This window comes from Colwellia piezophila ATCC BAA-637, assembly GCF_000378625.1.
Taxonomy (GTDB): Bacteria; Pseudomonadota; Gammaproteobacteria; order Enterobacterales; family Alteromonadaceae; genus Colwellia; species Colwellia piezophila.
In genome coordinates this window covers 144,694-157,503 of the sequence record NZ_KB905165.1, presented here as the reverse complement: position 1 = coordinate 157,503, position 12,810 = coordinate 144,694, and the positions used below count along the sequence as shown (strand labels likewise).

Sequence of the window (12,810 nt, the reverse complement as noted above, 5' to 3'; positions counted from 1 at the left end):
TGTTTTATCCATTTATCTGTAAATGAAAGCTACCGTTTTATTCTTTTAATAAAAATCTAACGGTAGCCAATGAAAAGTCGACAGATTATAGTACAAAGGCTCTAATAACGGTAGTCATAAGAGCTAAATGTAGGCTGGAATTTATTCCCGCTTAGCGCGAACAAGTTCCCGACTACAATCTATCTGAAACTATATATCTGAAAACTATATATTTGAAAACTATATATCTAAAAGAAGACGTGTAGGGTCTTCTAACAAATCTTTGATTGTGACTAAGAAACCAACAGACTCTTTACCATCAACTAAACGGTGATCGTAAGATAATGCTAGATACATCATAGGTAAAATTTCTACTTTACCATCAACGGCCATAGGGCGGTCTTGTATCTTATGCATACCTAAAATTGCCGCTTGCGGTAAGTTAAGGATTGGTGTTGAAAGCAATGAACCAAAAACACCACCGTTGGTGATAGTGAAGTTACCGCCAGTCATTTCAGCCATTGAAAGCTTACCATCGCGTCCTTTAAGCGCTAAGGCACGAATACCATTTTCAATACCGGCCATGCTTAATTGATCTGTATCACGTAATACTGGTGTAACTAGACCACGAGGCGTAGATACCGCAATAGAGATATCGAAGAAATTATGATAAACAATATCATCACCGTCAATTGAAGCATTGATTGCCGGGTAGCGTTTAAGCGCTTCAGTCACCGCTTTCACGTAAAATGACATAAAACCTAAACGGGTATCATGAGTTTTTTCGAATAAGTCTTTATATTGCTTACGAAGATCCATAATTGGCTTCATGTTAACTTCGTTGAACGTAGTTAACATAGCCGTTTCATTTTTCGCTGCCAATAAACGTGTCGCGATTGTTTTACGTAAACGTGTCATAGGGACACGTTTCTGTGTACGCTCGCCTAACTCTTCAACAGCTGGAACTGCGGCTTTTGCTACCGGAGCTGCCGCTGGTTTTCCTTTTGGAGAATTGGCCGCTGCAGCTACGTCTTCTTTCGAAATACGACCACCTTTGCCAGTACCAACAACATCAGCTGCGGTTAAACCTTTTTCTGTCATTAAACGACGAACAGATGGGCTAGCAAGCTCATCGCTGCTTACTGCTTCTTCAGACGTTGCTGTAGCCGTAGTATTCGCTGTAGCACCGGCGTTAAGCTCACCAATTTTTTGCGCGCCTAAAACGGTATCGCCTTCAACATGGATAATTTTACCAATAACGCCATTATCTTGAGCAACAACTTCTAATACTACTTTATCAGTTTCAATATCAACTAAATTTTGATCAACTGATACCGTATCACCTTCGGCAACATGCCATGTGGCAACAGTCGCATCAGCAACTGATTCAGGTAATACCGGTACTACGATATCAATAACGTTAACAGCACTTGTTGCTGCTACCGCCGCTACGGGGGCTGCTGCAGGAGCTGCAACAGCAGCTGAACCTTCTGAGTAAGTACCAATTACTTGGTCGCCTAATACAGTCGCGCCGTCAACTTGGCTAATATCGGTCATAACGCCATCGCAGGTCGCTGGCACTTCTAATACTACTTTGTCTGTCTCAATATCTACTAGGACTTGGTCGCGAGTAAATTTTTCACCAACTTGTACATGCCAAGTTGCTACTGTTGCATCAGCAACGGATTCTGGTAATACCGGCACTTTAATTTCGGTTGTCATTTTTTTTATTCCTTACAAACTTGTAGCACTTCATCTCATTACTGTAATGAGATGAAGTGCACTCAATAGTTAATCTAACGTTAACGCTTGAGTGACAAGCGCTTGTTGTTCTTTCACATGAACTGACATATAACCAACAGCAGGAGCTGCTGAGGCTTTACGGCCAGCATAAGTCAAATACGTACCTTCAGGGATTGCCGCTCTAAAATGATGCTGAGAACAATACCAAGCACCTTGATTTTGCGGTTCTTCCTGACACCAAACAAATTGCTTCACATGTTGATACTGTTTAATAGCATCTTGAAGTTCTTTCTCTGGGAAAGGGTATAACTGCTCAATACGAATAATGGCAACATTATTAAGCTCGTTTTTACGACGTTGCTCAACTAATTCGTAGTAAACTTTACCACTACAAAATACTACCCGTTCAACCGCACTATGATCTAATTCATCAGTTTCACCGATAACATTATGAAAAACACCAGTGGCCATTTCTTCTAAAGAAGAAACCGCTAGCGGGTGACGTAATAATGATTTAGGTGACATCACAATTAATGGCCGACGCATTGGTCGAATCACTTGGCGACGTAACATGTTGAATACTTGCGCTGGTGTTGATGGCACACACACTTGCATATTGTGATCGGCACAAAGTTGTAAGAATCGTTCTAAGCGACCAGATGAATGCTCTGGTCCTTGCCCTTCATAACCATGTGGCAATAACATAGTTAGGCCACATAAACGGCCCCATTTTTGTTCGCCTGAGCTAATGAACTGATCAAATACTACTTGGGCACAGTTAGCAAAATCGCCAAATTGTGCTTCCCACAGAGTTAAACCCGATGGCTCAGCCGTGGTATAGCCATATTCAAATGCGACAACAGAAACTTCAGACAATACTGAATCATGAACATCAAAAGGACCTTGACCTTCACGTATATTTTGTAAAGGCGTATAAGTGCTACCATCATCTTGGTTATGTAAAACCGCATGACGATGGAAGAAGGTGCCACGAGCTGAATCTTGCCCGGTAAGACGAACACGTTTGCCTATGTCAACAATAGTCGCATAAGCTAAGTTTTCCGCCATGCCCCAATCCAGTAATTTTTCACCTTTGGCCATTCTCATGCGATCATCATAGATCTTCTTAACGCGAGAATGTACTGGGTTGCTATCCGGAATAGTGGCAATTTTAACTGCTAAGCCTTTTAGCTTATCAAAGGCAATTTCTTTGTCGTAGTCATCATCCCATTCATGACCAAGATAAGGAGTCCAGTCAACAGAATGTTCTGTCATTGGACGCCATTGCTCAACCGTACATTGCCCTTCATCAAGCAATTTACGGTAATAAGCCGTTAGCTCATCAACTTTTGCTTGGGTCAAGCTGCCTTCTGCGGCCAATTTCTCTGCGTATAATTGACGTGGCGTAGGATGCTTTTTAATGATTTTATACATCAATGGCTGAGTGGCACTAGGCTCATCAGCTTCATTATGGCCATGTCGACGGTAACAAACTAAGTCGATAACCACATCACGTTTAAATTCATTACGGTAATCAATGGCAATTTGTGTTACTAAAATCACCGCTTCAGGATCATCACCATTAACATGTAAAATAGGCGCCTGTACCATTTTCGCAATTTCAGTACAGTACTCTCCAGAGCGTGTATCTTCTGCGACAGAGGTAGTAAAACCAACTTGATTATTAATGACAATACGTACTGTGCCGCCTACTTTAAATGCACGTGCTTGTGACATATTAAAAGTTTCTTGCACTACGCCTTGACCGGCAATAGCCGAATCACCATGAATGGTAATAGGTAATACTAAATTACCTTGGTCACCTTCAATACCGCCGCGTCTATCTTGTCTCGCTCTTACAGAGCCAATAACAACAGGGTTAACGATTTCAAGATGCGAAGGGTTAAACGCAAGCGCTAAATGAACATTACCGCCAGGCGTAACAAAATCTGAAGAATAACCTTGATGGTATTTTACATCACCCGAGCTTGAAATTTCATCATGTTTACCGGCAAATTCATCAAATAATTTTGATGGATTTTTACCCATAACATTGACCAGTACATTTAAACGACCGCGATGAGCCATGCCCATAACCACTTCTTTAGTGCCAGCGGCACCAGCACGAGTGATTAATTCTTTAAGCATAGGAACTAAGGCGTCACCACCTTCTAATGAAAAGCGTTTTGCACCTGGAAATTTCGCCCCTAGATACTTCTCTAAACCATCCGCGGCAATTAAACCTTTAAAAATTTCGGTCTTTTCATCAACGCTAAGTGTTGCTTGTGACTGCACCGATTCAAGACGTTGTTGTATCCAACGTTTCTCATCAGTTGAGGTCATGTGCATATATTCAGCGCCAATAGAACCACAATAAGTAGCTTTTAAGGTTTTAAATAACTCACCTAACTTCATGGTATCTTTGCCAACAGCAAATGAACCTAAGTTAAATTCTTTATCAAAGTCGTTTTCTGATAAGTCATGATGTGACAATTGTAAATCACGCACCTTATCACGCTGCCATAAACCCAAAGGGTCTAAATTAGCATTTTGATGACCGCGGAATCTAAAAGCATTAATAAGCTGTAATACTTTGACCTGTTTAGCATCACCACCGGAAACAACAACTTGTTTGTGGGTTTGTTTTGCTAAGGTTTTAAATTCATCACGGATGACACTGTGGCGGTATTCCACCTCACTGCCTTCGACTTTAGGGAGTTGACCGAAGATTTCTTGCCATTCTGTTGATACAGAGGCGGAGTTATCTAGGTATGATTCGTACAATTCTTCGATATAAACGATGTTGCCACCGTTTAAGTGGGAAGACTCTAGCCAAGCCTTCATTACACCTTCTGGCATTGCCTTGTTCCTTTGCTGGGGGGAAAGCAATTAAAATTTATAACCATTGTAAGTTCAAAATAAACCTAAACGATTACGCTAAAAAACATAGTAAATTTAACAGGGTATTTCATTCAAAAGCTAAACCAACAGTTTAACTGAAAAGTATAATACCCTGTTTATTCTTGCATATAAATCAATAAAATAAACTTAGACGAAAGCAGTAGTTAAACTTGCTTTCGTTAAGGTTAAATTTCATTAAACCGCGCGGTTTAATAACATTGATTTAATATGGCCTATCGCTTTGGTTGGGTTTAATCCTTTTGGACAAACATCAACACAATTCATTATACCGTGACAACGGAATACGCTATAAGCATCTTGTAAATCATCTAAACGCTCTTCGGTTGCCGTATCACGACTATCAATTAAGAAGCGATAAGCATGCAACAAACCGGCTGGACCGATAAATTTATCCGGGTTCCACCAAAAAGAAGGACATGAAGTTGAACAACATGCACATAAAATACACTCATAAAGACCGTCTAATTTCTCACGTTCTTCAATTGACTGAATATTTTCACGCGCAGCGGGTTGAGCATCGTTGATCAAGTATGGTTTAATTTTTTCATATTGCTGATAAAATTGTGTCATATCAATAATCAAGTCACGTACTACCGGTAAACCAGGCAACGGACGTAAGACGATAGTTTTCGTTTTTAACTCTGATAATGGTGTGATACAAGCCAAACCATTTTTACCATTCATGTTTAAACCGTCAGAGCCACATACTCCCTCACGACATGAACGACGGAATGATAACGTTGCGTCTTCTTCTTTCAAAAGAATAAGCGCATCAAGAATCATCATATCAGTACCTTCAGGTACTTCTAACTGATAATCTTTCATGTAAGGTTTAGCATCTACATCAGGGTTGTAGCGGTAAATCGAAAAATTTTGTTTCATCATTTAATTCCTACAATTATGTCCTTAGTAAACACGTGCTTTCGGTGGGAAAGCTTCGCGGTGAACAGGCTTCATATTAACATCACGCTTAGACATTGCTTCGGTCTCAGGCGTGTAGATTGAATGACATAACCAGTTAACATCATCGCGTTCAGTGAAATCTTGACGAGCATGTGCGCCACGAGATTCTGTACGGAAGTTTGCTGCTTTTGCTGAACAGAAGGCAGTTTCCATTAAGTTATCTAACTCTAAACACTCAATACGTTGAGTATTAAACTCAGAAGACTTGTCATCTAACCTTGCTACTTTAAGACGTTCACGAAGCTCGGTTAATTCGGTCATGCCTTTAGCCATGGTTTCACCTTCTCGGAAAACCCCAAAGTTCATTTGCATACACTGTTGTAAGTCTTTACGAATTTGTACTGGGTCTTCACCTTTAGTCGATGACTCCCAACGATTCGTACGGGCAAGTGACGCATCTAAATCAGACTCAGAGGCATCAGTACCTGATTGTGTTTCGTTTAAGTAAGTCCCTAAGAAATTACCTGTAGCGCGGCCAAATACTACTAAATCAAGTAATGAGTTACCACCTAAACGGTTAGCACCATGTACAGAAACACACGCAATTTCACCAACGGCAAATAAACCTTCAACAATAGTTTCTTTACCATCAACACCAATGTTAAGTGCTTGACCGTTAACGTTAGTCGGTACACCACCCATTTGGTAGTGACAAGTAGGAATAACAGGAATCGGCTCTTCCGCTGGATCAACATGAGCAAAAGTCTTAGATAACTCACAAACACCGGGTAGACGTTTGTATAAGGTTTCACGACCTAAGTGATCCAATTTCAACTTGATATGAGGACCGTATTGTGGATGATCATAACCACGACCTTCACGGATCTCTGTCATCATTGAACGAGCAACAACATCACGACCGGCTAAATCTTTCGCATTTGGCGCGTAACGTTCCATGAAACGTTCGCCATTTTTGTTAAGCAGATAACCACCTTCACCACGACAACCTTCAGTAACCAATACACCCGCACCAGCAATACCGGTTGGGTGGAACTGCCACATTTCCATGTCTTGCATTTGAATGCCGGCACGAAGTGACATACCAACACCGTCACCAGTATTGATATGAGCATTGGTAGTCGAGGCGAAAATACGACCTGCGCCACCAGTAGCTAATACCGTTGCACGGGCTTTAAAGTAAACAATTTCACCGGTTTCAATGCAAATAGCGGTGGTACCAACAACGGCACCGTCACTATTTTTAACTAAATCTAAGGCATACCATTCAGAGTAAACGTTAGTTTTGTTTTTAACATTTTGTTGGTACAAACAATGTAACAAGGCATGACCGGTACGATCAGCCGCGGCTGCGGTACGAGCCGCTTGTTCACCACCAAAGTTTTTAGATTGACCACCAAAAGGTCGTTGATAAATTTTACCATCTTCGGTACGAGAAAAAGGTAAACCCATTTTCTCTAATTCAATCACGGCTTCAGGACCCACTTTACACATGTACTCGATGGCGTCTTGGTCACCGATATAATCAGAGCCTTTAACCGTATCGTACATATGTTGTTCCCAATGATCTTCATGGGCATTACCTAAAGCAACAGTAATACCACCCTGAGCAGATACAGTATGAGAACGAGTTGGAAATACTTTCGAGATCAAGGCACAAGATTTGCCTGACTCAGTAATTGCTAATGCAGCGCGCATACCTGCGCCGCCTGCGCCAATAACTATGGCGTCAAATTCACGAATTGGAACGCTCACTTATACACCCCACACGATTAAAAAGCCAAACACTAGGTAGGCTAATAAAGTAACAGAAAAGAAAAATTGCAAAGCACCGCGTAAAAACGCAGGTTTAATATAATCTGACAATACTTGCCATACGCCAATTTTCGCGTGTGTTAATAATGCCAACAGTGCTAACACTGTTGCCACTTTAACGCTGGTACAAGCAAAGAACCCTTGCCATAGTTCAAAAGTAACGGTTGGAGTTACTACAAAGAAACCAGCAAGAAGTAAGGTGTAAAGAGCAAGTATGATGGCACTTGCTCGTAAAAGAATAAAATCATGTACGCCATTACGGCCTACTGATGCGACGACGTTTACCATAACCAAACTCCTATTACTGCTGATACAGCTATCCAAACCACCATGATGAATTTGGCAGTGGCATTACCTGAAGCTAACTCTTCAAAATGACCCATATCCATAAACAAGTGACGAACACCTGCCAACAAATGATAAGTCAATGCTGAAAGACAGCCAAAGATAATAAAACTAAAGAATAAGCCATCAAGGTAACCTTGAATTTGACTAAATCCTTGTGCAGAAGAAAGAGAGATGGAAAGGGTCCACAATAGAATGCCAATAGCAAATACCATAATTACACCGGAAATACGGTGAAGAATTGAAGCATGTGCTGCTGGGTGCATTTTTATTGTAGATAGATCTAGGTTTACAGGACGTTGTTTTTTCACAATTGTTGCCTAAAGAGCTCGAAAGCCTTCAACTTTTATTATTGTTACTCATGAACTACCTTTATTTACTGAATTTAAACTTAATTAAAACTCAAAAATCAATATAAATAAAAGCAATTCCCGAAAGTGAACGGTAACTTTTTACAAGTTCTTAATTTAGTGTACCAATTCGTACACAAGTTTAACCAACTTCATAAAGCGATTCTAGTTAGATTTTGTAATAAAACTCAAAAACATTATAGGTTGTTGAATCTATAATCATATAGAAAAGGCTACCAGACGAACAGATTATATAATCGATAACATGGAATTACAATTTTACCTACCGCTAAATTAAGGGTGTGTAATTTTTAAGCGATTTATTGCGCGGTATTAAACTTTAGTATAATTACTCTTACATTTTAAATTCATTTCGGGGTAGAATGTCGCCAGTTTGAAAAACCCAAGAAAAACCACAAAAACTGACTAATTATTCAGTTAGGTTAGTATAGGAATTAAGCAACCTAGTCGAATGTCAGTAAATGTAAATAAATTATAATTGATAGGGGAAAAACATTATGGCTGAATTAAAAGCCACTCTGAGTATTGATGGCAAAGAAATTGGACAGTTTCCAATTTTAAAAGGTACTGCTGGTACTGACGTAATTGATATTAGAACTCTAGGTAGCCATGGCTATTTCACCTATGACCCAGGCTTTTTAGCTACGGCGTCTTGTGAATCATCTATTACCTTCATCGATGGTGATAAAGGTATATTACAACATCGCGGTTACCCAATAGATAGCCTTGCTAAACAAGCTGATTACTTAGAAGTTTGTTATATCTTATTAAATGGCGATGCACCAACTCAAGCTGAATATGATAAGTTTAAAAACATTATCACTACGCATACCATGGTACATGAAAAATTAGCTCATTTCTTCCAAGGCTTCTTACCTGATGCGCATCCAATGGCAATGGTTTGTGGTGTTGTTGGCGCTATGTCTTCTTTTTATCACAGTGACTTAGACATCACCGATCCTGCACAGCGTAAACGTAGTGCTCATAGATTGATCGCTAAGATGCCAACGATTGCAGCTATGGCGTATAAATACAGCGTTGGGCAACCATTTGTTTACCCTCGCAATGATCTTTCTTTTGCTGAAAACTTCCTTCATATGATGTTCTCAGTTCCTGCTGAAGAATATATTGTTAGCCCTACCATCGCCAATGCTATGGATAGAATTTTCACCTTACATGCTGATCATGAACAAAACGCTTCAACGTCTACTGTACGTTTAGCCGGTTCATCAGGCGCTAATCCTTATGCATGTATTGCCGCGGGTGTTGCCTCTTTATGGGGACCTGCACATGGCGGTGCTAATGAAGCATGTTTAACTATGCTAGAAGAAATTGGCAGCTTAGATCGCGTTGATGAATTTGTTGCTAAAGCGAAAGATAAAAGCGACCCATTCCGTTTAATGGGCTTTGGTCATCGTGTTTATAAAAACTTCGATCCACGTGCAACCGTAATGCGTGAAACATGTCACGAAGTATTGACAGAGCTAGGTATCAGCGATCCATTGCTTGATGTTGCTATGGCTTTAGAGAAAGTAGCCCTTGAAGACCCATACTTTATTGAAAAGAAACTGTACCCTAACGTAGATTTCTACTCAGGTATTATTCTTAAAGCTATTGGTATTCCTACCAGCATGTTCACCGTTATATTTGCCATGTCTAGAACCGTTGGTTGGATTGCTCACTGGGATGAAATGTTATCTCAACCGGGTCAAAAAATCGGTCGTCCTCGCCAAAAGTACACCGGTGAAATTAACCGTGAATTCGTACCATTAAGTAAAAGATAATAACTTAATTACCTAAGATTAAGTTCAAAAGGCAGCAATCGCTGCCTTTTTCATGCCTGTTTTTTGATAACTCCCACACAAAACACCATAAATATAGGTGATATCTACTATTCACATAAAGAATGTCAAATGGCGTTTTTTCCCTGTTCAGATGCTAATTAAAGGTAATTAAAGGGGTTTAAAGTCACGTAATTTTGATTTAACTCAAACCAACAAATCGTTATAATAGTTTCCTGTAACTTACTCTTTCACATGAAGTCTCAATAAATTAATTATGTCTGATTATTCTTTACGATTTGGTGGTATTAGCCGTCTATATGGCGTCCATGGCGCAAGCATTTTAAAGCAAGCACATTTTTGTGTTATTGGCATAGGTGGTGTTGGCTCCTGGGTAGCTGAAGCATTAGCACGTAATGGCATAGGAAAAATAACGTTAATCGACTTAGATGACATCTGTACCACCAATATAAACCGTCAAATTCACGCATTAACGGATACGGTTGGTCAAAGTAAAGTTGATGTGATGAGTGCACGCATTAAGCAAATTAATCCAGAGTGTGAAGTGCACGTTATTGAAGACTTCGTTACCACCGATAATTTAGCAACATTACTTAGTCAGCCATTTGATTATGTTGTTGATGCTATTGATTCGGTTGATATTAAGACCCGTATCATTGCCTATTGTAAACGTAATAAATTACCGATAATCACTATTGGTGGTGCTGGTGGACAAGTTGATCCAAGCCGAATTGCTATCGATGATTTAAGTAAAACTTATCAAGACCCTTTATTGGCAAAAGTAAAAAATCAATTACGTCGTGAGTTTAATTTTCCTCGGGCAGATCTTGCTAAAGCCAGCAAAAGAAAGTTCTCAATTGATGCGGTATATTCAACAGAGCAACTGCGCTACCCTGCGGCTAATGAGACCGGTGAAGTCTGCCTAGCAAAACCTGATACAAGTAAAGGCGAGCAAGGGTCCACGCGATTAGATTGTCGTACTGGCTTTGGCGCAACCACCCATGTTACGGCAACGTTCGCATTCTTTGCCGTGGGTAGAGCTATTGATAAGCTATTAAAGAAACGCCAAAAATAATGGCAGTACCGTAAACTAATCCCCTCAGTTTTATAAAAAGGGTCACACAGGGGTTGCAAATAACCTTATTTTATCAACTATCGCCAATAAGCCGTTACCACGTGACGGACTTAGGTGCTGCATTAAACCTAACTGTTTAAAGTAACTATTAATATCAAAGTCTGCTATTTGCTTTGCGGTCTTATTATTATAAGCAGCAAGGACAATCACTAATAAACCTCGAATAATCTTAGCATCGCTGTCCGCTGTAAATAAATACAACCCTTGACTGGTTAGTTCTACTTTAAGCCAAGCAAGGCTTTCACAGCCGGTTATGATAGTGGTTTCATTGCGTAGTGCTTTATCCATACGAGTTAGCTTTTTACCTAACAGCATAATTTCTCTATGTCTGCTATCCCAGCCTTTGGTTTTTGTAAACAGAGCGATTATACCAGCCATCTCTGTTGCCAAGACTTTTGTTAAATCCCCTGCTTTAGTTTTATCTTGCTCTTTGCCGGCAACTACTCGTAAGTCGTCATGTGGTGATAAATCGCTTTGTAAAATTTTTCTTAAAGTAGCAATAAAGTAATCTATTTCAGCCGTGGTATTGTAGGCGGCTAACGAAACTCTTAAGCAACCATCTAACTTTAGCTGTGCCATCAAGGGCATAGCGCAATGATGGCCAGCGCGAATTGCAACACCATAAGTATCAAGCGTGGTAGCTACATCATGATTATGGTGGTCGGTTAACGTAAAAGCGATTACAGCGATATCTGGGCAGCCTTCGCGAATAAATTGTACTTCTTCAATACTGCTTAGGGCTTGATAGCAGTATGCAACGAGTTTTTGTTCATAGTCTTGGTAATCTTTAGCAACATCATTGAGCAATGGTGTTAAAAAAGTAATACTCTCGCCAAGGCCGATAACTCCAGCAATATTAGGCGTCCCAGCTTCAAACTTAAAGGGTAATGAATTATAGCGACTACCTTGAGTAAAACTAACCGTTTTGATCATTTCACCGCCGCCCTGATAAGGAGGCATGGATTCAAGTAAAGATTTTTTACCGTAAAGCACTCCGATTCCCGTTGGTCCATACATTTTGTGTGCTGAAAATACATAAAAATCGCAATCGAGTGCCTGAACATCAATGGGTAAATGGGCAACGGCTTGAGCGCCATCAATTAAACTGATAGCCCCCACAGATTTTGCTTTTGCAATTATTTGTTTTATTGGGTTTATACGACCTAATACATTAGAAATATGAGCGCAGGAAACAAACTTGGTTTTATCACTAATGATGGTATCAATTTTAGTGATATCAATATAACCCTGACGATTTAAAGGCATTATTTTTATCACTGCGCCCGTTTGCTCAGCAACCATTTGCCAAGGCACGATATTGGCATGATGTTCACTGGCACAAAGCACAATTTCATCCCCAGCTTTTAAGGTATTTCTAGCCAAACTTTGCACAACTATATTAATACTTTCCGTTGCGCCTTTAGTCCAAATAATTTCTTTAACACTTTGGGCACCGATGAAGACCTGTACTAAAGAGCGGGACTTTTCAAAAGCATAAGTCGCTTTGTTACTTAAGTGATGAGAAGCTCTATGTACATTAGCATTGTAACCTTGGTAGTACTCTTGCTGGCTATCAATGACTTGCTGTGGTTTTTGTGTGGTTGCTGCATTATCAAAGTAAATGAGTCCTATTTTTGAGTCCGATTGTACACTCAAGGTTTGATCATAACTTGCTATCAGTGGGAATTTTTGGCGAAATTGCTCAGGGTCAAAAAGTTTCATTAAAGGCTCATGCTGGCGAGAAAACAATATAAAAGTAGCTGAAGATTACTTCTTT

Annotated in this window: 9 protein-coding genes; 2 read left to right on the top strand and 7 right to left on the bottom strand. The window is 40.0% G+C overall.

What is annotated here, in order from left to right; all coding sequences use genetic code 11:
- Positions 1 to 219 precede the first annotated feature (219 nt).
- The 6 genes from odhB to sdhC form a co-directional block, all read right to left on the bottom strand.
- Positions 220 to 1,701, bottom strand: coding sequence for a 2-oxoglutarate dehydrogenase complex dihydrolipoyllysine-residue succinyltransferase (gene odhB, locus F580_RS0111205; RefSeq protein WP_019027827.1), 1,482 nt, complete (start codon positions 1,699 to 1,701; stop codon positions 220 to 222).
- 69 nt (positions 1,702 to 1,770) lie between these two features.
- Positions 1,771 to 4,581, bottom strand: a complete 2,811-nt coding sequence (locus F580_RS0111200) for a 2-oxoglutarate dehydrogenase E1 component (protein ID WP_019027826.1) — start codon at positions 4,579 to 4,581, stop codon at positions 1,771 to 1,773.
- Positions 4,582 to 4,818: 237 nt separating this feature from the next.
- The gene (locus F580_RS0111195) at positions 4,819 to 5,526 is read right to left on the bottom strand and encodes a succinate dehydrogenase iron-sulfur subunit (protein WP_019027825.1); all 708 of its coding nucleotides are present in this window, start codon (positions 5,524 to 5,526) and stop codon (positions 4,819 to 4,821) included.
- 24 nt (positions 5,527 to 5,550) lie between these two features.
- Entirely contained in the window at positions 5,551 to 7,320 is a 1,770-nt protein-coding gene (gene sdhA, locus F580_RS0111190) for a succinate dehydrogenase flavoprotein subunit (protein WP_019027824.1), read from the bottom strand.
- Positions 7,321 to 7,668, bottom strand: a complete 348-nt coding sequence (sdhD, locus tag F580_RS0111185; RefSeq protein ID WP_019027823.1) for a succinate dehydrogenase, hydrophobic membrane anchor protein — start codon at positions 7,666 to 7,668, stop codon at positions 7,321 to 7,323.
- On the bottom strand, positions 7,662 to 8,036 hold the full coding sequence (gene sdhC, locus F580_RS0111180) for a succinate dehydrogenase, cytochrome b556 subunit (RefSeq protein WP_019027822.1): 375 nt from the start codon (positions 8,034 to 8,036) through the stop codon (positions 7,662 to 7,664). The genes sdhD and sdhC overlap by 7 nt, the downstream gene beginning before the upstream one ends.
- A gap of 557 nt (positions 8,037 to 8,593) precedes the next feature.
- On the opposite strand from sdhC, the gene F580_RS0111175 reads away from it, so the two are divergent.
- On the top strand, positions 8,594 to 9,880 hold the full coding sequence (locus tag F580_RS0111175) for a citrate synthase (RefSeq protein ID WP_019027821.1): 1,287 nt from the start codon (positions 8,594 to 8,596) through the stop codon (positions 9,878 to 9,880).
- A 274-nt stretch (positions 9,881 to 10,154) separates the two neighbouring features.
- Complete coding sequence (gene tcdA / locus F580_RS0111170) at positions 10,155 to 10,973, top strand: tRNA cyclic N6-threonylcarbamoyladenosine(37) synthase TcdA (RefSeq protein ID WP_019027820.1); 819 nt, start codon at positions 10,155 to 10,157, stop codon at positions 10,971 to 10,973.
- 42 nt (positions 10,974 to 11,015) lie between these two features.
- On the opposite strand, the gene F580_RS0111165 is transcribed toward tcdA, so the two are convergent.
- On the bottom strand, positions 11,016 to 12,755 hold the full coding sequence (locus tag F580_RS0111165; RefSeq protein ID WP_019027819.1) for a SufS family cysteine desulfurase: 1,740 nt from the start codon (positions 12,753 to 12,755) through the stop codon (positions 11,016 to 11,018).
- Between the last annotated feature and the right edge of the window lie 55 nt (positions 12,756 to 12,810).